This window comes from Chryseobacterium viscerum (genome assembly GCF_025949665.1).
Lineage (GTDB): Bacteria > Bacteroidota > Bacteroidia > Flavobacteriales > Weeksellaceae > Chryseobacterium > Chryseobacterium viscerum_A.
Genome location: NZ_JAPDFT010000006.1, coordinates 129,888 through 152,001, shown reverse-complemented (window position 1 = coordinate 152,001; position 22,114 = coordinate 129,888). Strand labels below are relative to the sequence as shown.

The 22,114-nt window shown below is 35.6% G+C and carries 20 protein-coding genes and 1 tRNA gene; 9 read left to right on the top strand and 12 right to left on the bottom strand.

What is annotated here, in order from left to right:
* Nucleotides 1–30: 30 nt before the first annotated feature.
* A complete protein-coding gene (locus tag OL225_RS21285; protein ID WP_264519518.1) occupies nt 31–1,425 on the bottom strand; it encodes an MATE family efflux transporter in 1,395 nt (464 codons plus the stop codon).
* Nucleotides 1,426–1,795: 370 nt separating this feature from the next.
* On the opposite strand from OL225_RS21285, the gene OL225_RS21280 reads away from it, so the two are divergent.
* From OL225_RS21280 to OL225_RS21270, 3 genes are all read left to right on the top strand, one after another.
* Entirely contained in the window at nt 1,796–2,158 is a 363-nt protein-coding gene (locus OL225_RS21280) for a hypothetical protein (RefSeq protein WP_156118332.1), read from the top strand.
* Between the two features lie 137 nt (nt 2,159–2,295).
* Nucleotides 2,296–4,050, top strand: a complete 1,755-nt coding sequence (gene aspS, locus OL225_RS21275) for an aspartate--tRNA ligase (RefSeq protein ID WP_264519517.1) — start codon at nt 2,296–2,298, stop codon at nt 4,048–4,050.
* 491 nt (nt 4,051–4,541) lie between these two features.
* Nucleotides 4,542–5,873 (top strand): M12 family metallopeptidase, encoded by a 1,332-nt coding sequence (locus tag OL225_RS21270; protein WP_264519516.1) that lies wholly within the window; start codon nt 4,542–4,544, stop codon nt 5,871–5,873.
* An 84-nt stretch (nt 5,874–5,957) separates the two neighbouring features.
* On the opposite strand, the gene OL225_RS21265 is transcribed toward OL225_RS21270, so the two are convergent.
* Both OL225_RS21265 and OL225_RS21260 read right to left on the bottom strand, forming a co-directional pair.
* Nucleotides 5,958–7,226 carry an adenylosuccinate synthase gene (locus OL225_RS21265; protein ID WP_264519515.1) on the bottom strand — a complete coding sequence of 423 codons (1,269 nt, stop codon included), beginning with the start codon at nt 7,224–7,226 and terminating at the stop codon, nt 5,958–5,960.
* 165 nt (nt 7,227–7,391) lie between these two features.
* Complete coding sequence (locus tag OL225_RS21260; protein WP_264519514.1) at nt 7,392–7,961, bottom strand: Crp/Fnr family transcriptional regulator; 570 nt, start codon at nt 7,959–7,961, stop codon at nt 7,392–7,394.
* A gap of 146 nt (nt 7,962–8,107) precedes the next feature.
* Between OL225_RS21260 and OL225_RS21255 the strand changes: the two genes are divergently transcribed.
* The 3 genes from OL225_RS21255 (at nt 8,108) to ligD (ending at nt 11,441) form a co-directional block, all read left to right on the top strand.
* Complete coding sequence (locus OL225_RS21255) at nt 8,108–8,893, top strand: Ku protein (RefSeq protein WP_264519513.1); 786 nt, start codon at nt 8,108–8,110, stop codon at nt 8,891–8,893.
* Nucleotides 8,893–9,498 (top strand): DNA polymerase ligase N-terminal domain-containing protein, encoded by a 606-nt coding sequence (locus tag OL225_RS21250; RefSeq protein ID WP_264519512.1) that lies wholly within the window; start codon nt 8,893–8,895, stop codon nt 9,496–9,498. Before OL225_RS21255 ends, OL225_RS21250 begins: the two co-directional genes overlap by 1 nt.
* A gap of 71 nt (nt 9,499–9,569) precedes the next feature.
* Nucleotides 9,570–11,441 carry a DNA ligase D gene (ligD, locus tag OL225_RS21245; protein ID WP_264519511.1) on the top strand — a complete coding sequence of 624 codons (1,872 nt, stop codon included), beginning with the start codon at nt 9,570–9,572 and terminating at the stop codon, nt 11,439–11,441.
* Nucleotides 11,442–11,479: 38 nt separating this feature from the next.
* Here ligD and OL225_RS21240 read toward each other — a convergent pair whose 3' ends face one another.
* Complete coding sequence (locus tag OL225_RS21240) at nt 11,480–13,015, bottom strand: T9SS type A sorting domain-containing protein (RefSeq protein ID WP_264519510.1); 1,536 nt, start codon at nt 13,013–13,015, stop codon at nt 11,480–11,482.
* Nucleotides 13,016–13,159: 144 nt separating this feature from the next.
* Nucleotides 13,160–14,005, bottom strand: a complete 846-nt coding sequence (locus OL225_RS21235; protein ID WP_264519509.1) for a mechanosensitive ion channel family protein — start codon at nt 14,003–14,005, stop codon at nt 13,160–13,162.
* A gap of 10 nt (nt 14,006–14,015) precedes the next feature.
* Between OL225_RS21235 and OL225_RS21230 the strand changes: the two genes are divergently transcribed.
* Nucleotides 14,016–14,267: a hypothetical protein gene (locus OL225_RS21230; protein ID WP_264519508.1), complete on the top strand. Its 252-nt coding sequence runs from the start codon at nt 14,016–14,018 to the stop codon at nt 14,265–14,267.
* Nucleotides 14,268–14,326: 59 nt separating this feature from the next.
* On the opposite strand, the gene OL225_RS21225 is transcribed toward OL225_RS21230, so the two are convergent.
* The 4 genes from OL225_RS21225 to OL225_RS21210 all read right to left on the bottom strand — a co-directional run bounded on the left by OL225_RS21225 (nt 14,327) and on the right by OL225_RS21210 (nt 16,989).
* On the bottom strand, nt 14,327–15,061 hold the full coding sequence (locus OL225_RS21225) for an SDR family NAD(P)-dependent oxidoreductase (RefSeq protein WP_264519507.1): 735 nt from the start codon (nt 15,059–15,061) through the stop codon (nt 14,327–14,329).
* Nucleotides 15,062–15,202: 141 nt separating this feature from the next.
* On the bottom strand, nt 15,203–15,565 hold the full coding sequence (gene yajC, locus OL225_RS21220) for a preprotein translocase subunit YajC (protein WP_264519506.1): 363 nt from the start codon (nt 15,563–15,565) through the stop codon (nt 15,203–15,205).
* Between the two features lie 10 nt (nt 15,566–15,575).
* Complete coding sequence (locus OL225_RS21215) at nt 15,576–16,082, bottom strand: DUF1573 domain-containing protein (RefSeq protein WP_047373521.1); 507 nt, start codon at nt 16,080–16,082, stop codon at nt 15,576–15,578.
* 1 nt (nt 16,083) lies between these two features.
* Nucleotides 16,084–16,989, bottom strand: coding sequence for a transcription antitermination protein NusB (locus OL225_RS21210; RefSeq protein ID WP_255812807.1), 906 nt, complete (start codon nt 16,987–16,989; stop codon nt 16,084–16,086).
* A gap of 91 nt (nt 16,990–17,080) precedes the next feature.
* Here OL225_RS21210 and OL225_RS21205 point away from each other — a divergent pair, with 91 nt between their 5' ends.
* Together OL225_RS21205 and OL225_RS21200 are read left to right on the top strand one after the other, a co-directional pair.
* Complete coding sequence (locus tag OL225_RS21205) at nt 17,081–18,742, top strand: ABC transporter ATP-binding protein (protein ID WP_264519505.1); 1,662 nt, start codon at nt 17,081–17,083, stop codon at nt 18,740–18,742.
* 99 nt (nt 18,743–18,841) lie between these two features.
* Nucleotides 18,842–19,177, top strand: a complete 336-nt coding sequence (locus OL225_RS21200) for a DUF3276 family protein (protein WP_034701927.1) — start codon at nt 18,842–18,844, stop codon at nt 19,175–19,177.
* 346 nt (nt 19,178–19,523) lie between these two features.
* On the opposite strand, the gene OL225_RS21195 is transcribed toward OL225_RS21200, so the two are convergent.
* From OL225_RS21195 to OL225_RS21185, 3 genes are all read right to left on the bottom strand, one after another.
* Nucleotides 19,524–19,599, bottom strand: a tRNA-His gene (locus OL225_RS21195).
* A gap of 35 nt (nt 19,600–19,634) precedes the next feature.
* Nucleotides 19,635–20,354: a bacillithiol biosynthesis deacetylase BshB1 gene (bshB1, locus tag OL225_RS21190; protein WP_047373524.1), complete on the bottom strand. Its 720-nt coding sequence runs from the start codon at nt 20,352–20,354 to the stop codon at nt 19,635–19,637.
* Nucleotides 20,355–20,436: 82 nt separating this feature from the next.
* Complete coding sequence (locus OL225_RS21185; protein WP_047373525.1) at nt 20,437–22,089, bottom strand: tetratricopeptide repeat protein; 1,653 nt, start codon at nt 22,087–22,089, stop codon at nt 20,437–20,439.
* Between the last annotated feature and the right edge of the window lie 25 nt (nt 22,090–22,114).

The following is a 22,114-nucleotide window of genomic DNA, read 5'->3' as shown; positions in this document are numbered from 1 at the left end:
CCCTCTTCTAGCTTCCATCTCCCAGCCTTTCTACACTTCTATCGTTTTCCATTTTCCCTTTTTGAATAGGATGAAAGCAACTATTGTAATCAGGGTTTCTGCGGCAGGAATAGAAATAAAAACCCCTTTTGGACCCATGTCAAGATATTTTGACAGAAAATACGCCAGAGGAATCTGAAACAGCCAGAATCCAAAAAGATTAACCCATGTAGGCGTCCACGTATCTCCTGCTCCATTGAATGCATTGATCATCACCATTCCTATTCCATAGAAGATAAACCCTGTGCTCATAATTTGAAGGGCATTTTTCGCAAAATCTTTAATAGCCGTTTCCTGAGTGAAAAAACCCACTAAAAAATTTCCCATAAAAATAAATATCAGACTTACAATCAACATAAAGATGACATTATATTTCACGGTTTTCATTACCGACTGCTCTGCCCTCAGCATTTCATTTGCTCCCATATTCTGCCCTACCAGCGTAGATGCGGCATTGCTTAATCCCCAGGCCGGAAGCATAAAGAACATCATCAGTCTTAGAGCGGTCTGGTAACCGGCAGATGCATTTTCTCCTCCTGTGGTCGCTACCAATTCTGCAAGGAAAATCCAGCTACATGAAGCAATAACAAACTGAAAGATTCCAGGGGTTGCAATCTTTATAATGGATTTGATTAATTCATAATTTGGTTTAAAATATGGAATCTTTATTCGGATTTGAGTATCAGCTACTAAAAGATGGTACAACTGGTAAATCACCCCAATACTTCGCCCTATTGTTGTTGCCAAAGCCGCCCCTGTTAATCCCAAAGCAGGAACAGGCCCCAACCCTTTTATTAGAATCGGGCAAAGAATAATGTTAGCAATATTTGCAATCCATAAACTTTTCATCGCAATCGTTGCATTTCCTGCTCCTCTGAAGATCCCGTTAATTAAAAATAAAAGCATTATTATCGTACTGCTTCCCATCATAATTCTGGTAAAATTCTTCCCATAAGCTGCTGCTTCAGGTTTTGAGCCCATCAATATGAGGATTTCCTCAGCATAAATCACTCCCAGTAAACTTAAAATAAAAGTAATCGCAAAAGAAACGAGCAATACCTGCGCCGCACTCCTGGAAGCCTGCTCCGGATTTTTCTCCCCGATCCGTCTTGCCACCAAAGCTGTTGCCGCCATACTCATGCCAATCGCAATAGAATACATCACCGAAAGCACAGATTCGGTAAGTCCCACAGTCTGAATAGCAAAACCACTTTCTTTCAGATGTCCGACAAAATACAGATCAACAAGAGCAAATACAGATTCCATAGCCATTTCCAGCATCATGGGAATCGCTAAAAGCAATACAGCACTTCTGATATTCACCTTCGTGAAGTCAGTTTCTTCGCCACTGAATGCTTTTTTCAAAAAGTCAATATATTTTGTCATGATTCTTTTTAGTTTACTTAGCAAAAGTATTCATTCAAAAGCAATTAAAAGTTGGCATATGAAAAGTTTTTAATAAGATTGTTCTTGTAAGAAAATCGAAAGTATAATAAAAGCTTAGCGTAATATGGTGAGCTTTGAAAGAAACCCGGACACCTGTAAGTTATAGAGCTCTGGATTATGCCCGGAAATATGAGAAACCTGAAATCATTACGCTTTTGGAGTAATTTCAATTCAGGATATTCAAAATGGAGTTTTGCAATTCTATAATTAATACGAGAATAATCTGATTAATAGAGCGATATTATTATCAAAACTTAGCAATTGGTAATAAAATTTAATTTAGATTTGTATATTCTTAAAAATCATCCTTATGAAAAAAATAATCTCTACTACCTTTCTATTTGGAATGCTATTATCTGGCAGCATGCTCTCTGCACAGAAGATGACTCAGGAAAAGATGAAAGCCATCTATTCTGATGATGTGGCAACATTTAAAAAGCAGTTTGCCCCGGGAGATTACAACAAATGCTTTCTCGTTGGAAATATAGCTTATTCACCTCTTGGCTTCAGTGTAATGTCTGATAGAAAGAATATTATACATTTCCTTTTGGACAACAAGGCCAACGTTAATAAAAAATGTCAGAACAAAACACCTCTTGAAGTAGCTGATGATACAAAAGGCACCGAAGAAATAAAGAAAATTCTGACAGAAAAAGGGGGTAATAGAAATTAAAAAACCTGAAAACAACATACGAAACTTCCGAAAGGAAGTTTTTTTTATTTATAAAACCTGCAAAAATCTTATCTTTGCCAACGAAAAATTCAAGGTTCGGAATTGAACCTTAAACATTGAACTTTAAACAAATAATTATGTTTCGATCACACACCAACGGAGAGCTATCTCTGAAAAATCTGAATGAAGAAGTTACACTATCAGGATGGGTACAAACTATCCGTGATAAAGGATTTATGATTTGGGTAGATCTTCGAGATCGTTACGGAATTACCCAGCTGGTTTTTGACCAGGAGCGTTCTTCTGCACAACTAATGGAAGAAGCTAAAAAACTGGGCCGTGAATTTGTGATTCAGGCTACCGGAAGAGTTATTGAGAGAGTGAGCAAAAACCCTAATATTCCAACAGGGGAAATTGAAATTCTGGTAGAAAAACTAACGATTCTGAATGATTCTCAGCTTCCTCCTTTCACCATTGAGGATGAAACAGACGGCGGTGAGGAACTAAGAATGAAATACCGTTATCTGGATATCAGAAGAAATCCGGTAAAAGATAAATTGATCTTCCGCCATAAAATGGCACAGAAAGTAAGAAATTATTTATCTGAAGAAGGTTTCATTGAAGTGGAAACACCTGTTTTGATCAAATCTACTCCGGAAGGGGCAAGAGACTTTGTTGTACCAAGCAGAATGAATCCAGGACAGTTTTATGCATTGCCTCAGTCTCCACAAACTTTCAAACAGCTTTTGATGGTAGGCGGAATGGATAAATATTTCCAGATTGTAAAGTGTTTCCGTGATGAGGATTTAAGAGCTGACAGACAGCCGGAGTTTACACAGATCGACTGTGAAATGGCTTTCGTAGAGCAGGAAGATGTCATGAACGTATTTGAAGGAATGACAAAAACTCTTTTAAAAGATATTACAGGTCAGGAATTCGGAGATTTCCCAAGAATGACTTTCGCAGATGCGATGAGAAAATACGGAAATGACAAACCGGATATCCGTTTCGGAATGGAGTTCGTAGAACTGAATGAACTGGTAAAAGGAAAAGATTTTAAAATATTTGATGATGCAGAATTAGTTGTCGGAATCAATGTAGAAGGATGCGCAGACTATACAAGAAAGCAGATTGACGAGCTTGTTGATTGGGTAAAACGCCCTCAGGTTGGAGCTTCAGGAATGGTTTGGGCTAAATTCCAGAATGATGGAGTAAAAACCTCATCGGTAAACAAATTCTATAATGAAGAAGATTTAGCAAAAATCATCGAAAAATTCGGAGCAAAAGAAGGAGACTTAATGTTGATTCTTTCCGGAAACGAAAATAAAGTAAGAGCCCAGCTTTCTGCTTTAAGAATGGAACTTGGAAACCGCTTGGGATTGAGAAAAGGAAATGTATTTGCACCACTTTGGGTTGTTGACTTCCCACTATTGGAATGGGATGAAGACACGGAAAGATTCCATGCAATGCACCACCCTTTCACGTCTCCAAAACCGGAAGACATCCATTTATTGGAAACTGATCCAGGAAAAGCAAGAGCCAACGCTTATGATATGGTTCTGAACGGAAACGAAATCGGAGGTGGATCTATCAGAATTTTTGACAGAGATCTTCAGTCTAAAATGTTTGATTTATTAGGATTTACCAGAGAAGAGGCAGAAGCTCAGTTTGGATTCCTGATGAATGCCTTCAAATATGGCGCTCCGCCACATGGAGGTTTAGCATTCGGATTTGACCGTCTGGTAGCTATACTTGACGGAAACGAAGTCATCAGAGATTATATCGCATTCCCTAAGAACAATTCAGGACGAGATGTAATGATTGACGCGCCTGCTTCTATTGCGGATGCACAGCTCGACGAACTGGAATTACAATTGAATTTAAAAGCATAAATGTAAAGCGGGGTATTTGCCCCGCTTTTTTTATATTCTGAATTACAGGAATCATGATTTAATTCTAGATTTACCAATCCTTTATACTAACAATTATACATCATTATTTGATGTCCGTAACATTACAGATTTCAGCATACTTTATTAATTTGTTAATAAAAATAAACTTTATGCTAGTATAAAATACGGTTTTAGCCACCATATCAATTATTAGTGAAATAACTCAATTTAAAATTTCATAGTAAAAATTAATTAAAAAACAGTAAATCATTGAAATTAATACACTTTTAAAATAAAAACACAACAAAACAATCATTATATTATGTTATATACAAACATAATCTTTTATTAATATATTTACAACATACAGCTAAATTATATTGAAGACTTAATCAGAATTTAAGGAATTGATTAATTTTAATCTTGTGCGTATGATAATAATATAGCTGCTCATATTGAAACACCTGATCACCAAACCAATATTAAATAATATGAAAAGCAAACTATTACTATTATCAGGATGCCTTGTTTTGGCATTGAATTCATGCAGCTCGGATCTTGAAAACACACAAACGGATTCAATAGAACCTGTGACAGAGAACTTAGCCAATGCAAAAATTCACAAATTATTAATTGACGGAAAATACACTTATGTCAATGAAATAAATGGAGAATATTTTTATGCAGAAGATATTACCATTAGCCCGGAACAGTTTAATATATTACAGAAGCAGGCCAATCCTGCAACATCAACAGCAGAGAAAAGTACCATTGTAAGTTCTTTTATTAAGACCTGGCCGAATGCAACAGTCTATTATACATTACCCAGCCAGGGAAGTCTGAGTACTCAGAATTACAATACATTCCTTACCAATATCAACAAAGCGTTTGATATGATTTCCTCTCAAACCAGCATGCAGTTTGTTGAACGTACCAATCAAACAGAATACATCACTTTTACTTATACAACAAGCAACAGCTCCCCGCTTGGATGGCAAAAAAACAGAGTTAACGGTATTAAAATTTATAATATTACTTATCCCGCAATTATTGCACACGAAATCATGCACTCCATGGGAATCATGCATGAACAGTGCCGTCCGGACAGAGATCAGTATATTATTGTAGATGTTAACAAAGCAACAGAAGGAAGCCGTCACAACTTCAATCTTTATAATGATTATGCCGGACATGGTGCTTTTGATTTCGGATCAGTGATGATGTACCAGTCTACAGACTTTGCTATAAATGCAAGCCAGCCGGTAATGACAAAACTGGACGGATCCACATTTACCAAACAAAGGACAGGATTGTCTGCCGGTGATTATGCTGGAATCAATCATTTGTACGGACCTGTGAATACCACTTCTGCAATCAACGGAACTTATACAATGACAACAGCTTTAGCGAGTGATAAAAATTTAGATATTTCCGGAAGTTCTACTACAGACGGAACCAGCGTAATTTTGTATTCAGCTTCTACAGGAAATAATCAGAGATTTACTTTCAGCAAATCAGACCATGGCTATTATATCATCAAATCTATACTGGATCCTACAAAGGTGTTAACCGTAAAAAGTAACGGAACAACGAATGGAACAGCTGTTGAATTAAGAACCAATTCCAATACAGATTCTCAAAAATGGTTATTATTTAATCTCGGAAACAATGGCTTTGGATTTGCTCCTAAGAATGCTCCGGCACTGAGATTAGAAGTAAAGAATGGCTTAACAACTAATCTTACCCCTATTGTAATCGGCACTACGGATCAAACAGTTCAGCCTTCTACAAAGCAGCGTTTTATACTTACAAAAGTTAACTAAACATTTTTCGTACTAATAAAGAGGTTAGGAAATATACTTCCTAACCTCTTTTGTTTTTTTTATATAATTCCCGCTTTATAATTATTAAATCATCTTCAACATCTGCTCTCTTCCCGGCCCGGTAGAAAGATTAGCTACAGGAATGCCTAATTCGGCTTCAAGAAATGATAGAAACTCAACAACTTCTTTTGGCAGCTCCGATGGACTTTTCATCGTAGAAAAATCAGCATCCCATCCATTCATCCATTTCAGTATTGGCTTCCCGTTTTCAGGAAGTAAACCTGAAATATCTACGGTTTTTCCATCTTCCAGTTCATAATGAGTACATACAGCTACAGATTTCAATCCGCTTAAAACATCCGCTTTCGTCAGGACCAGCTGAGTTACACCATTGATCATTACTGCATACTTTAGTGCAGGTAAATCCAGCCATCCTGTTCTTCTTGGACGTCCGGTATTGGAACCAAATTCATTTCCTTTCGTTCTGATCTCTTCACCCAATTCATCAAATAATTCTGTTGGAAATACTCCATTCCCTACTCTTGTACAGTATGCTTTAGCAATCCCAAACACCTCACCGATCTTTTTCGGTGAAACACCTAATCCACTGCTGGCTCCTGAAGCTGTTGTGGAAGAGGAGGTAACATAAGGATAAGTTCCGTGGTCAATATCCAGCATAGCGGCCTGAGATCCTTCTGCCAATATTGTTTTTCCTTCTGTCAAAGCCTTATTCAAGTATATTTCTGTTTCAGTACATTTAAATCTCTTCAGAAAATCTACGGCATCAAAAAACTCTTTGCTGATCTCCTCTAAAGAAGGAAGCTCTGTATTTCCTTCAGCAAGCATTTTATAATCTCTTGCTAAAATATGCTGAACTCTGCTTTTAAAATCAGGAGCAAACATATCTCCTATTCTTACATTCTGTCTTAAAATTTTATTTGAATAGGCCTGTGCAATTCCGTTTTTCGTAGTTCCAATGGTTGTATAATCAGAACTTTCTTCCATAAAAACATCAAGAAGCTTATGAGTAGGCAATACAAAGTGTGCTTTCAGCGAAATAATTATATTCGTTTCCGGCTGAACTGTGTTATCAAAAGCCTGAAGATTGATAATTTCTTTTTTAAAGCTCACAGGATCCAGAACGGTTCCTGTGCCAATTACATTCTGTACCCCTTTCATAAAGATCCCCGAAGGAATCATTTTAAGCGTTATTCTACGCCCGTTTCTCTCAATACTGTGTCCAGCATTAGATCCGCCATTAAAACGCGCTGTAATGTCATAATTTTCACTGATAAGATCAATAAACTTCCCTTTACCTTCATCTCCCCATTGTAAACCTAATACAATATCCATATTCGTACTTTAATTTTTATGGGACAAAGCTATGACAGTCAATGAGAAGCACCATTGTCATTTGGCAAAAAGAGAATTTGGTTGTACAATGTATTAATGCCTAAGACTGTAAGTTTTGTTTGGAAGTTCTCAAACACTCCCACTCTCTAACTCTCTAACTTACATCTAGACTATATTCCTCCTGATTCGGCTAAGGGACGAAGGAGTAACTCCAAGATAAGACGCCAGCATAGATTGTGGTACTCTGTTGGCAAGCCCCGGATAATGATTTAAAAAGTGAATATAACGGGATTTTGCATCCTGATTCAGCATGATACTCGCTACCTTCAGCTTATTCTCCACCACAAATGCATGGATTCTTGCAAATAAAACCGGCCACACTGTTATTTTCTCTTCCAGAATTTTAAAATGTTTAAGATCTATTACCAGCAATACAGCATCGGTAATAGCTTCAATATCTTCGTGAGCAGGCAGCTGATCGGTAAACCCCTGAAAATCCCCAATAAATCTTCCTTCGTAAATAAAATAGCGGGTAAAATCATCCCCTTGTTTATTATAATACAAAGACCGGAAAACCCCTTCTTTCACAAAAGCAATTCTTTGGCTCACCTTTCCTGCTTCTATAAAAGGATCTCCTTTCTTTACTTTGATTTCCTGAATTCCTTCAGCAATCAAAAGTTCATCCTGAGGATTCAGCGTCCCGAATTTTTTGATATAATTAAAAAGCTCTTCCATATTTTTGTTGTAATCACGGATTACGGAAATATAAAGGTATAAAAGTCGGCGCTAAAAACAATTGTCATTTGACAAAAAGCCGGTTAAAGGTACCACACAGGCCCCCAACGGCATGTTAATTGCTTGATTTTTAAAAACGTAAGACAATGAAAGCAATTTGGAATGGCGCCATTGGCTTCGGTTTAGTCAACATTCCTGTTAAAATTTATTCGGCAACGGAAACCACAAAATTGGATCTCGATATGCTCGACAAATCTGATTTTTCCAATATCCGGTTCAAAAGAGTAAATGAGAATACAGGAAAAGAAGTAAAATGGGAAAATATCGTCAAAGGTTATCTCATGGACGATAAATATATCGTTCTCGATGAGGAAGATTACGAAGCTGCAAGCCCCGAAAAGACAAAAACACTCTCTATTGACCAGTTTGTAAAGGAGGTGGAAGTAGACAGTGTATATTTTGAAAACCCTTACTACCTGGAACCTCAGAAAAATGGAGAAAATGCTTACAGACTTTTACTGAAAGCACTTGAAAAAACCGCCATGGTAGGAATCGGAACATTTGTGCTCCGTGAAACGGAAGCTATTGGAATGATCCGCCCGTACAAAGATGATATCCTTGTCCTCAACCGTTTGAGGTTTGATCAGGAAATAAGGGATTATAAAGATTTAAAAATTCCCGCTCAAAAAGCTCCGAAACCGGCAGAACTCAAAATGGCTGTTAACCTTATTGAACAGCTTTCCCAGGAATTTGATCCTGCAATGTACAAAGACACCTATTCTGATGAACTGATGAAAATCATTAAGCAGAAAGCAAAAGGTAAAAATATAAAAGCTAAAAAAGCACAGCCAGCAAAAGAAGATAAAGTAATAGACCTTATGGCACAGCTAAAAGCCAGTCTGAATACTTCTAAATCCAAATCCGCATCATAATGGCTCTCAAAGATTATAATAACAAAAGGAAGTTCGATGAAACCAGCGAACCAAAAGGAAAAACGAAGAAAAGTAAAGACAAACTTATTTTTGTTATTCAGAGACATGCTGCGAGCAGACTTCATTATGATTTCCGTCTTGAAATGGAAGGTGTATTAAAAAGCTGGGCTGTACCTAAAGGACCATCATTAGACCCAAAAGATAAACGACTGGCTATGATGGTGGAGGATCATCCTTACGATTATAAAGATTTTGAAGGCAATATTCCGGAGGGAAATTATGGTGCCGGACAAGTGGAGGTTTGGGATAGCGGCATTTATGAACCTTTGGAAGAAAACACTAAACTGTCTGATGAAAAAGAACTGTTGAAAGAGTTGCATGCCGGTTCTCTAAAATTCATTTTACACGGTAAAAAGCTGAAAGGTGAATTTGCTTTGGTTAAAATGAAAAACACAGAGGATAATGCATGGCTACTCATCAAACATAAGGATGAATTTGCAGAAAGTCCTTATGACGCTGAAGAAAACACCTCACCAAAATCTTTGGTTACTCAGTTCTTGGAGGAAAAAAAAAGTCTAAAAACAAAAGAAAAAAAGAAGTCATAATCTCTGAGAAACCGTTCAGAAGTTTTAATTCTTTAACGAACGAAAAAAAATTAAAGTCTTTTATCAAGCCTATGCTGGCCAAACTTTCCGAAGAAGCCTTCAATGATAAAGACTGGATTTTTGAAATAAAATGGGACGGCTACAGAGCGATTGCCGATTTAAGTGATGACGTCCCTCTCTTCTATTCCCGGAACGGAATTTCATTTGTATCCAAATTTGAAAAAATAGCCCTGGAATTTGAAAAACAGAAACATCATATGATTCTGGACGGCGAAGTTGTAGCCTATGACGAACAAGGAAAGCCTAATTTCCAATATTTGCAGCAAATCGGGGATAATCCTGACACTGCTCTTATCTACCATGTTTTTGACCTTCTATGGCTGAATGGCCATTCTACCGAAGACCTTCCCCTTATCCAGCGAAAGGAACTTTTAAAAGAAGCTCTGACGGAAACTGATCATATTAAATATTGTGATCATATCCCGGAAAAAGGTATTGAGTTTTTTGCACAGATGAGAAAAATGCAATTGGAAGGGATGATTGCAAAACGGGCAGAAAGTTTATATATCGAAAATCACAGAACCAATGACTGGCTTAAAATCAAATTTTCCAATACAGAAGAAGTTATTATTTGTGGCTTTACAGAACCCAGAGGTTCCCGGAAAAATTTCGGTGCCTTAATTTTAGGAAAATATTTGAATGGAAAGCTTACTTATTGCGGACATACTGGAACAGGTTTCAATACTACCGCTTTAAAAGAGCTTTACCAGAGACTTCAGAAGCTGATAATACAATCTTCTCCATTTGAAACAATTCCTAAGACCAATATGCCTGTAACATGGACAAAGCCTGAACTGATCTGTGAAATCAAATATTCTGACATTACACGCGACGGAATTTTCAGGCATCCTGTTTTTATAGGGATACGAGAAGACAAAGATCTTAAAGATATCAAAGATTCATCCTTCACCGAAAAATCTAAAGAAATGAAAACGAAATCATCATCAAAAAAAACTGAAGTTTCTGCGAAAGAAAAAGAAATCACTCTGGACAAACATACGGTAAAACTTACGAATCAGGATAAAATCTATTTCCCAAAAGACGGTATTACTAAAGGAGATGTTATTGGTTATTATCAATCGGTAGCCAATTATATTCTGCCTCATTTAAAAAACCGTCCGCTGTCTCTCAACCGCTTTCCTAATGGAATTGAAGAACAGGGCTTTTACCAGAAAGATGCGGGAGATCATATTCCGGATTGGATAAAAACCACACAGGTATATTCTGAATCCAACGATAAATACATTGATTATATTTATTGCAATGACAAAGCAACTCTAGCCTATCTTAATAATTTAGGATGCATTGATCTCAATCCCTGGAACAGTTCTTTACCGGATCTTGAGCATCCTGATTATTTGGTGTTAGATCTTGATCCATCTTCCAAAAATGTATTTGATGAGGTGATTGAAACAGCACTTCAGGTGAATGAAGTTTTAAAAATGATTAAAGTAAAAGGATATTGCAAAACTTCCGGAAGTACAGGAATTCACATTTATATTCCGATGGGAGCACATTATGATTTTGATCAGGTAAAAGATTTTGCCAATATTATTATGAAACAGGTCAATGACAGACTTCCTGAGATCACTACTTTAGAAAGAAGCCTTCAAAAAAGAGATCATAAAAAAATCTATCTTGATTATCTGCAGAACAGAACAGGACAAACCCTGGCAAGTGCTTACAGCTTAAGACCTAAACAGGGAGCTTCAGTTTCCATGCCTTTGGATTGGGATGAATTGAAGCCTGGATTGAAACCTACAGATTTTAATATTAATAATGCTCTGGAAAGAATCCAGGAAAAAGGAGATTTGTTCAAACCGGTTTTGGGTAAGGGAATTGATATGATGAAAGCCCTGGAATTGCTGCAAAATATTGATTAATCAGAATAAAAAAGACGAGGAAAATCTCGTCTTAATATTTATTCTTTTATAAACTTACTTGTTATGTTTTCAATCTTTAGGTAATATACACCTTGTTTAAGGTTACTTACATCTATTTTACTTTCTTTAATAGTTGTTTTCAATACCTTTCGTCCACTCACATCTATTATTTCAGCACTATAATCTTTCAATTGTCTGGTATTAATGTTCAAAATATTCTTTACAGGATTAGGATATATGATTAAATTCTCACTCTTAATTGTTTCATCTTTTGCAGCCAAAATATTTCCATTATTTAAAACTTTTGTAATAATACCTTTACTTGGTGTCTGGTGATTTCCAAAAATCAGTATTTTTTGATCAGAAGTCATGATTGCAGATCTCATAAATTCTTTATTATTTAAGTCAACATCAACTATTCCATTGTTTCCAAAACCATAATCTACAGAACCATCAGGATTAAACTTTTTTATAAATTGGTTAAGATCTGCAGCATTTCCTGTGGGACTCGCCATACACACCAAAAATAAATGGTTACTATTATCTAATAATAAAGTTGGATAAAGAATATTATTATCAACATAATAATTATTAGTATTATAGTAGGATTCATTAACAACACCGTTAGTTCCAAAGCTATTGTCTAAATCTCCATTTTGATTCAATTTCATTAAAGTAATAGTAGATACTGGTGAGGTTGCAGAAGACGAAACTCCATATATGTAAGTATTATTATCTTTACCTGTAGCGGTACAGAAGTAGGTTGAATAATTTTGAATAGGAGTATAAGATATTGAATTATTATTATATGTATTATCCAAAATACCATTTTCCGAATATCTTGATTTTACGAAAGTCCCATCTGCTTTTTGCCCAATTAATATTAATTTAGAATCATTTTGAACTACCAGACGCCCCAAATTTGCCTCTTGTAATACAATCCCATTATTTCCAAACGTAGTATCAATAGAACCATTTTCGTTAAGACGAAGAACCGCCAATTCTGATGATTGGTTATCTACGACAGTTGTACACAACAAAATTTTGTTATTACTTGCTAAAAGGACATTATGAAAATTAAAAGGTCCAGACAATCCAAGATTATCAAAAAATGAATTGAAAATAGAACTAGCAACCACTCCATTACTACCAAAACTTTGATCATAAGTTCCATTTTCATTTAACCGAATTAACTTAGTACCCAAAATATCCCCAAGAACAATTTTCTGATCAGGCTGAATATACATTTTGATCAAACGTGAAAGTGGGCTGGAAGAAACCGGAGGAATAAACACTGTATTAAAACTGTTATCTACGCTGCCATCAGTATTCAGTCTTTGAATAACATTAGTAGTAGATTGATTATTATTAGGTGTATTATAATAAGTTCCACTTACCATAATTTTCTGCTGTACAGTTAGAGCTCCGGCTTCATAAATAAATCCGTAAGCATTGTTAGGTGTATATGTATATACTCCATTAGTCCCAAAAGATGTGTCTAAAAATTGGCTTTGTGCTGTTACCGATACCGTAGCAAAGCAAATCCCTATAAAAAGGAATAGTTTCTTGATCATAGTTATTATTTTTCGGCAAATATAATGTAATATTTTAGCAGAAGAGCTTAATTCTAAACATTTTACAATAGAATCAATTTTACATTAACTAAACAATAAAAAACTCCTGCATTAAACAATACAGGAGTTTTTTATATCAATGCATTACTTATTGTAAACATGAATATCTCGTTGTGGAAAAGGAATTCCAATTCCCGCTTTATCGAGAGCTTCTTTACAGCCAATGATTAGTTCTTCGTTCATCGCCCAATAGTTTTCTGTAGAAGTACTTACTCTTACCGATAAATTGACAGCGCTTTCTCCAAGCTCAGTAACCACTACCTGCGGAACAGGTGTTGCAAGAGCATATTGATTATTTTTAATGACATTCATTAAAAGCTCTTTGGTCTGCTTAAGATCTGCATCATATGCAACTCCGATATCCAATGATGTTCTTCTTGTTCCCAGTTGGGTAAAATTGGTAATACTATTATTTGAAACCACACCATTGGGAATAACGATCAATTGGTTTTGTGGTGTAACCAGTTTTGTATGGAAAATATCTATTGCCTGCACCGTCCCTGAAACTCCTGAACTGGTAGAAATAAAGTCGCCAATTTTAAAAGGTTTTAATAATAAAATTAAGATTCCCCCTGCAAAATTCGTCAGAGATCCCTGCAAAGCCAAACCTACCGCCAAACCCGCCGCACCAATCATAGCAACAAATGCAGATGTCTGAACCCCCAATTGAGTTACAACAACGATAAACAACAGAATATTAAGTCCCCAGTTGATAATATTCAACAGAAAATGCTGCAGAGAAGCTTCCATGTTACGTTTTTTAAAACCTTTCTCAACCAGCTTTTTAATCATTCTGATCATCCATGAGCCAATCAGATAAATTAATAATGCAGAAATAACTGCAGTAAAAACTCTCGGTGCCCATGAAATTGCTGAAGAAATTAATGTGTCCCAGTGTTGTTGAATCTTGTTCAATTCTAAATCGTCCATTTTATATACTATGTGTTTACTATTTATCAATGAGATATTAAGTACTGCAGGATTTAAAAATGAAATTGAATACATCTGTCTAAAAAGAAATTTACCTTACACTTCAAAAGTGAAAGTAAATGATATTATAGATGAAAATAGATTGACAGCAGAACAGATTGTTTCAGCTTACTCAATAATCATTCAGAAATTGAATCTTGCAGGAAGAAATAATTTTTTCGGACATAGAATTACAAAAACGATACCGAAGTCAAATTATTAGGGAAATTAATCTTTTATAAGCTTCTTATTGATTAATTATTTACTTTTTATTAAAATGTATTAAGGCAGTTTCGCAACAAGTCCTTCCGGAAGTACTTTCAGAATATAATAAATCATTTTCCATTTAAAATTCGGAACAATGGTAAAGGAGTTTCCTGCATTGACAATATATTTTGCTACATAATCCGGTTCCATAATCAGGGATTCATTCAATTCTAATCCTTCATTGATCTTTGTTCTGATATAGCCAATGACCAAAGCATTTACAATGATTTTCCGGGAAGCCAATTCCTGCCTCAATCCAGCCAGAAACTGAGTAAATGCAGCCTTTGTACTTCCGTAGACAAAATTACTTTTTCTTCCCCTTACTCCGGACAATGAAGACAGCCCGATAATCCTTTCCAGATTTTTATTGTTTTTATCCATTGCAATAATACTCAGGACAGAAACTCCCCCCATATAATTGACTTCCATCATTTGCCTGGCACCTTTGAAATCAGCCAATGCTTTTTGATTGTCAACTAAAAATCCCGCAGCATATACTACAATATGAGGTTTTGTGGGAAGATCAGAATAGAATTTTTGATGCGAATCAAAATCTGCAGCATCAAAATACAAAACAGAAATTTTTGAAGAATCCAGATGATTTGAATTAATAAAGTTTTCCAAAGAGGTTGTATTTCTGGAAGCAGCGATCACGGTAAATCCTTTTTCAACATATTGCTTTATACATTGTTTGGCTACATCTGAATTAGCTCCCAGAATAAGAACCGTTTTGTTTGTGTTTTGATTCATAGGGCAAAGATAATTGTATTAAACAAAAAAAATGTTTAATCATCTTCATTAAATTTTGTTCTCTGTTATAGTAATTTCTATAAAAAGACTACGGCGGGTGAACTTCGTTCACCCGCCGCAGCTAAATATTTTCAGACTGAATTATTTTTTTTCTTCAGTTGATATTTCTTTTTTATCATCCGCTTTATCTGCAGATTTTGCTTTATCTCCAAAACGAGATTCTGTCATTTCTCTGGAAACGGCTGCTTTTTCAAATTTCAGTTTTCCTGATAATGTTTCAATAACAAAACCATCATCCTGAACCTGAGCAATTCTTCCGTGAAGACCTGAGGTAAGAACTACTCTTGTTCCTACTTTAAGGTTTTCCTGAAAGGTCTTCTCTTGCTTTTGTTTTCTCATTTGAGGTCTTATCATCAGGAAATAAAATCCTACGAACATTACCCCCATCATGATCAGCATCATAGGTGAAGATCCACCTGCTGCCTGTAAAAATAGTGTCAACATATTTTGATTATTATGGTTGAATGTTTGCTGTGAATGTTAATCTGATTGGAGCTTTTTCTACGTTTGCAAAAACATCTGCATATTTCTGAACGTTTCCGTCAAAGCTTGAAGAATCAAAGTGCAAGGTAACTTTTCCTTTTTTACCTGGCATAATCGGCTCTTTTGTAAAATCAGGAGCAGTACATCCACATCCTGGCTTAACTTCAGAAATGATTAAAGGATTTTTCCCGGTATTTGTAATTTCATATACGTGTTCCACTTTATCTCCTTTTTTGATTTTCCCAAAATCAAAGCTGTTTTCAGATAAAGCAACAGAAGTAGATGGTTCGTTAGAAACCGGAGCAGGTGCTTCACCAGTTACGGGTGCTGCTGCAGAATCAGTGGTTACCGGCGCCGCAACAGCTGTAGAATCAGTAGTTGCAGTTTCAGTACTTTGAGTTTCTTTGTTTTCTTTTTTACATGAAACTAACCCAAAGCCTATAATAGACAAGGCGATAATTGATAACGTCTTTTTCATTTTATATTCTATTTTGATCTTTACAATATTTATCTAAAATACCATTGATGAAGATATTGGAACGGTCTGTAGCAAATACTTTTGCAATTTCAATATATTCATTAATAATAACTCTTGAAGGCGTGAAAGCAAAATTATCAAGTTCTGCAATCGCTGTAGACAAAATAACTTTATCCATTAAAGAAACTCTTTCCAGATCCCAGTTTTCAAGTCTTTCTCCCAGTTTCTTTTCATTGTTTTCCCAGTTGTTCAGAGTATCTCTCAACAATTTTGCAGCGAAAGTCTTATCTTCTTCATCTTTAATCATTTTAATTAAAGTTCTGCTTTCTTCATCTTCTCTCAGGAAACCGATTGTTTTTTGTACCATGGAATTGGCAATGTGAATATCATCATACCATGAAAGTTCTTTATCTCCCAGATAGTCATGAAAATCTTCATTTTCAGCGATATATCTTAAAAATAATTTTCCGATAAATTTCTGATCTTCTTCAAAAGAGTATCCTTCTTCTTTCATGAAATCCTGATAACGCTTTCCAGCAGTGATTCTTTGGAAAGTTTTTACCAATAGGTCATCATGCATATCCCATTTCAACTGCTTATGCTGCCCTGTAAAAAATAATCTTTCAGGATTTTCTTCCAGTTTAAGCAATACTTGGTTGTTGATGAATTTTTGGTTAGGATTAATATCAGCATCAGTTTTAAGAAATTTGTTCTTACCAATTTCGATCTGGTTCTCTGCCAAATCTTTCAGACCCACCAAAAAATTGAGCTGATAGATGTATAGATAATAGATTTTCTCTATCCCGGCAAACATGTTTTTCTCTAAAACATCAAATTTTACAGGATTTTGGTAGTATGAATACACTGTCTGTACTACTTTTTCACGGATTTGTCGTCTTCCTAACATTCAAAGAGCTTTTTTATGGGTGCAAAGATACAAAATTTAAAATTGATGAAATTCGTAGTGTGATGACATTTTTGTAATTTTGTCAAACTATATGAAAGCGCTAAAAACCTTAAACCCTTATTTTTGGAAACACAAAATACTTTTGTTTTGGGGGGTACTATTTATCATTGCCAGTAATTTCTTTAATATATATAAGGTTCAGTTTGTAGGGAAATCTGTGGATGAGCTTACAAAAAATGGAAACCTTGGTTTCAACCATCAGGTTTTGATCTATGTTGGAATTATTGTTGGATGTTCCCTTTTAACCGGATTTTTCACCTTCATGATGAGACAGACCATCATTGTGGCTTCCAGGAGGATAGAATATGAGCTTAAAAATAAAATTTACAGACATTATCAGGATTTATCTTTAACGGATTATAAGCAGACCACCATCGGAGATTTAATGAACAGGTTAAGTGAAGATGTTGTGGCAGTAAGAATGTATCTTGGTCCTGGAGTGATGTATGTTGCCAACCTGATCGTCTTGGTACTGATCACAGCAATTTATATGGTAAAAACGGATGCTTCCATGACCATGTGGACTTTACTTCCGCTCCCGATTTTATCTTATGCTATATATAAGGTAAGTTCAATTATTAATAAGAAGTCGAAGATCATGCAGAAAAGCCAATCTGCAATTTCAACTTTTGTTCAGGACAGTTTTTCCGGAATTCGTGTGGTGAAATTTTTCGCCAGAGAGAAATATATTGAAAAAAATTATGGGATAAAAGTAACCGATTATCAGAATAAAGCATTGGATCTGGCAAAAACAGAAGCTTATTTCTTTACTATTATTCTGTTTGTAATTGGGTTACTGAATGTCGCCATCATCTGGATTGGAGGCGCCAAATATATTGCAGGGGAATTAAGTATCGGAAAAATTGCAGATTTCTTCATGTATATCAACACGCTGATTTTCCCATTCTCTATGGTTGGATGGGTAACTTCTGTGAACCAGAGAGCTGAAGCATCCATGCAAAGAATCAATGAATTCATGGATAAGAAATCGGAAATCATTAATACTAATTTTGAAAACTACCCTATCAAAGGAGATATAGAATTCAGGAATGTTTCTTATGTATATCCTAATACAGGAATTAAAGCACTGGATAATCTGAGCTTTAAAGTTAATGCAGGAGAATCTCTAGCCATTATGGGCAAAACAGGAAGCGGAAAATCAACAATTGCCCTGCTCTTATGCAGACTGATAGATCCCAGTGAGGGAGAGATTTTGATTGACGGTAAAAATCTGAAGGATCATAATCTGACTAACTATAGAAACTTCATTGGATATATTCCTCAGGAGAGCTATTTATTCTCTGATTCTATTGAAAATAATATAGGTTTTGCTATTGATCATCCTTCTCATGAGAAAGTGGTAGAATATTCAAATATTGCAGATGTTCACAAAAATATTGTAGAGTTTAAAGAACAATATAAAACACTTGTAGGTGAACGCGGAGTAATGCTTTCGGGGGGACAAAAGCAAAGAATTTGTATTGCAAGAGCCTTAATTAAAGACCCGAATATCATCATTTTTGACGATTCATTGTCTGCTTTAGACACCGAAACAGAGCAGAATATTCTGGAAAATATTGATAAAAAAATAAGTAACGCTACATCCATAATCATCACACACAGAGAGTCTAGCGCTCAAAAAGCCGATCAAATTATCAACCTTACGGAAATTGCCAATTCTGTAACCGCTTAGCCGTTTCGTTCTCAATTGTTAAATAAATCATAAAAAAAATTTTGTGATTAAAAGAATTCTTTTATATTTGTTCTTAACAAGATTAAAAAATATCTAACAATGAGTGAATACAAGGAACGCCATGAAAATGAGATTTTCACGAAGGTGTTAAAAGCAGGGAGAAGAACTTATTTCTTTGATGTGCGTGAGACGAAAGCAGGAGATTATTATCTTACAATCACTGAGAGTAAGAAAAATTTCGGAGAGAATGGGGAAGCTACATTCGAGAAGCATAAAATTTACCTTTATAAGGAAGATTTTAAGAGTTTCCAGGAGATGTTTAATGAGTCCACAGATTTCATCATTAATGAAAAGGGTGAGGATGTAATTTCAGAAAAACATGATAAAGACTTCAAAAGCAAATCATTCACAATTGATTCTGACGACGAAGTTTAAAAAAGAATATCTAAAAACACAAGCATCTGAAAAAGATGCTTTTTTTATGCACTAAAATCAGAAAATCTATAAGCAATCTTGTAATAATAATAGATATAATAGTAGGAATTGGAGATTGTGAAGAGTTTTTTCATGATTCTGGCTAAACAAACATAAAATTTTCAATCACCAAACTATTAATTTATTTTTTAAGAACTTAAAAGAGAACCATTTTTGTGCACTGACTTACAAATTACAAGCGTATGATGGAAAAAGCTTTTAAAAAGAGTATAAAAAAAGAAGTGTCCATTATTATTGAAACAGCTAGAAAATAAAAAAGTACACTTTTAAAAAGTGTACTTTCTTTGGGTGAATGAGGGGTCTCGAACCCCCGACCTTCGGAACCACAATCCGACGCTCTAACCAACTGAGCTACAATCACCGTTTTGTGAGTGCAAATATAGAACATTTTCCTCAACTACCAAACAATTCCATCAAAATTTTTCAAAGAAATTAACTTCTCAGACGTAAATCCCTCAGCATAAGCCACTCCCGATAACCGCCCTAAATCCTGTGCACGGTACGTTAAGCTCTCGTAAAAATCTTTTGTTGTAATCGGAGTCTCTGGTTCTTTAGAAGTTGGATCATAAAACTGAGTTTTATAAGCCATGCAGGCTTCAAGTTTTGCAGGAAGGAATTCTGATATGTCAATAACAAACTCAGGTTTGATATCTTTCCACTGAATATAATGAAAAATGTGCTTAGGTCTCCACACCTCCTGATTCTCGCCTTCTTCTACAGTTTCTATTTTTCTCAGTCCGGACAAAAAGCACGCATCTGATACTAATTTCGCTCCTTTTGCATGATCCGGATGTCTATCATCAATTGCATTGGCTAACACGATTTCCGGGCGGTATTTGCGAATCATTTTTACAATCCTCATTTGGTATTCTTCAGAGTTTACCAGAAAGCCGTCTTTCATTCCAAGATTCTCTCTTGCTGAAAGTCCCAAAATTTTAGCGGCATCTGCTGCTTCTGCCTTTCTTGTTTCATCTGTACCTCTTGTTCCGAGTTCTCCTCTTGTAAGATCTACAACTACACATTTTTTACCCTCTGAAACCATTTTAGCAATAGTTCCACCACATCCTAATTCTACATCATCAGGATGTGCTCCAAAAGCAAGTATATCAGTTTTCATATAATTCAAAGATAAGTTTAAAATAAAAACTTCCCAAACATTACGAATGGGAAGTTTTAATATCTATAATTTACATTTTAAATTACTTATTGATCTCTGCATTTAATTTTACAGCATCCTGATAAGTAGGATCTAATTGTAAAGACTTAGCAACATAATCTTTTGCTTTTGCAGCATCAGAATCTTTGCTCATGTATGCTACAGCGAAGTAAGCATAAGCAAGAGTTTGCTTGTTAGCTTCCTGATCTGCCGGTTTTACAGTACTGATAAATTTCTCATAAGCCAATTTTGCTGCTTCATTGTTCCCTGCCTGTTGGTAAGAATATCCCTGGCTGTAATATGCCGGTGCCCAATCTGGAAGAAGAGCAGACATTTTTTGCCATGTAAGAATTGCTCCGTTCCAGTTTTTAACATCCTGGTAAGCTGTTGCCAACTTGAATAATGCATCAGAGTCCTGACTGTTAGCAGCAACCTGCTTTTTCAATGCTTCAATTGCTGGGTTAGTAGGTCCTTTATCAGCTTCAGCCTGAGAAGCACCACCACCTCCGGCGATGTTAGCCAATTCAAGATCCCACTTCAATGTTTCATCTTTTGCAGCTTTTGCAATAGCAACTTTCTGCTGAGATTCTGCCATTAAAGCTGATTTTTTAGCAGCATCTTTTTCATCTTTTGCTAAACCTGCAGCAATAAGCCCTTGCAAACCTTGGTCAGCAGGCTGTATTCTTGTTTTTTCAGCTTGAGAAGCGAAAGTATCCATGTTCTGCTTAGCATCTGCATAGTTTTTATCTGCATATGCTTGATAAGCTCTTAATTTGAACTTAATAGGGTCTTCGATTTTATCAAAGATTTTATCCAAAACTGTTTTAGAATTTGCGTAGTCTTCGTTTGTGAAGTATAATTTTGCAATTTCTAACTGAGTATATGGATCTTCGTCAGCGTATTTTGTATAGTTGATAAGATCTTGTGTTGCTTTTGCATTCTGCTGATATCTGATATCATAACCAGCCAATGCTTTATAGGCAGGAGCATAAGTAGCATCTACACCAATAGCTTTATCAATGTTCTGCTTAGCTTGCTGCCATTGTTGTGCAGCCATCCATAAAGTTGCCATTCTTGTATAAACGGAAGCTTTATTTTTAGCAGTAGGTAATGCTTTATCATAAGCAGACATAGCCTCTCCCGGCATTCTTTTTAATCTGTAAGCATCTCCTAGTGTATAATAATAATGTGCAGGAACTCCTTTTTTCTCAGCTTTCTCAATTGCCTTGGTCAAAAATTGGATAGCAAGATCAGGTGAACTGTTCTTTTCAAATAAAGTTAAAGCTTCTGCAGCTCTGAACAGAACTTCAGCGTCTTTTTCTCTTGAATCAGTCACTACTTTCTGAATTTCAGCTACAGCGTTTTTATCGCCTTTACCTAATTTAACAGCAGCTAAACCGATTTTGTTAAGATAGCTTTTTGCATCAGCAGCTAATCCTTTGTTGAAGCTTTCAGTTGCTTTAGCATAATCTGGCTCTCCCTGTCTTAAGAAAGTATTTCCCAAATAGAAGTAGTTTTCAGCTGTAGGTTCTTTAGCGATCATTTCAGTGAAATTTGTTTTTGCCTGAGCAAATTTATCACTGTCTATACTGTTGATACCATCCTGCAGTGTTTGTGCAGAGGCAAAACCGGTAAAAAATACCACGGCTGCTCCAAAAGCAATCTTCTTTACATTCATATTCATTATATCTTTCATTTTATATTTTCTAATAATTGAGTTA